Origin of the sequence: Zoogloea sp., from assembly GCF_023150065.1 — a bacterium.
GTDB lineage: Bacteria > Pseudomonadota > Gammaproteobacteria > Burkholderiales > Rhodocyclaceae > Zoogloea.
Genome location: NZ_JAKLLN010000076.1, coordinates 1 through 1,035, shown reverse-complemented (window position 1 = coordinate 1,035; position 1,035 = coordinate 1). Strand labels below are relative to the sequence as shown.

2 protein-coding genes are annotated in these 1,035 nt (G+C 73.0%); both read left to right on the top strand.

Going from position 1 to position 1,035, the window contains the following annotated elements; translation table 11 throughout:
* A partial coding sequence (locus tag L6Q67_RS23470) for a 4Fe-4S binding protein (protein ID WP_296575909.1) occupies positions 1-703 on the top strand: 703 nt, incomplete at its 5' end.
* Positions 700-1,035 (top strand): FAD:protein FMN transferase (locus tag L6Q67_RS23465; RefSeq protein ID WP_296575906.1); only part of this gene is annotated, 336 nt, incomplete at its 3' end. The genes L6Q67_RS23470 and L6Q67_RS23465, both read left to right, overlap by 4 nt.

Sequence of the window (1,035 nt, the reverse complement as noted above, 5' to 3'; positions counted from 1 at the left end):
CCAGGCCCTGCTGGCCGGGCGCAGCCTGGCGTTCTTTCTGCACGACCCGATGACGGTGCTGCTGTGGGCCTACGTCGGCCTGACACTCGTGGTGTGGGGGCGCGGCACCTTCTGCGGCTGGCTGTGCCCCTACGGCGCACTGCAGGAGTGGGTGGCCGTGCTGGCGCGCTGGCTGAAGTTGCCCGCATGGCGCCTGCATCCGCGCACCGACACCCGGCTCAAGCGGTGGAAGTACGCCGTGCTGGTGGTGCTGGTGCTGGTGCCGCTGGTCAGCGCCCCCTGGACGGACCGGCTGGTGGAGTTCGAGCCCTTCAAGACATCGATCACGCTGAACTTCGTGCGCAGCTGGCCCTACGTGGCCTGGGCGGCCGGCCTGGTGGTGCTGGGAGCCTTCGTCTACAAGGCCTGGTGCCGCTACCTGTGCCCGCTGGGTGCCGGCCTGGCCGTGCTGGGCCGCCTGCGGCAGTGGGCCTGGCTGCCGCGCCGTGCCGAATGCGGCCAGCCCTGCCAGACCTGCCGCCACCGCTGCGAATACCAGGCCATCTCCGCGGCCGGTGCGATCGACTACGCCGAGTGCTTCCAATGCCTGGACTGCGTGGCCATCCACGACAGCGATGCCTTGTGCGCGCCGCGCATCCTCGCTTCGCGCAAGGGCCGCACCATCGCGATCCATCCCTTGCCGCTGACCGGAGGCGCACGATGACCCCAGCCGTTCCGGCGCGCCGCGCCTTCATCGGCGCCGCCCTGGGCCTGGCCGCCGGCGGCGCAGCGGCGGCGGGCCTGCAGTGGCACGAGCGCAGCCTGGTGGCATTGGGCACCACGCTGCAGCTGCGGGTGGCCGCGGGCTCGGCGGCGCAGGCCTGCGTGGCGCTCGACGCCGCCGTGGCTGCGGTGCGGCGGGTCGAGACGGCGATGAGCCTGTTCAGGCCCGACAGCGAACTGGTGCGACTCAACCGCGCGGGCAGGCTCGACTCACCCAGCGCGGACCTGCGCGCCGTGCTGCAGGCGGCACTGCGCGTGGCGCGGCGCAGCGGC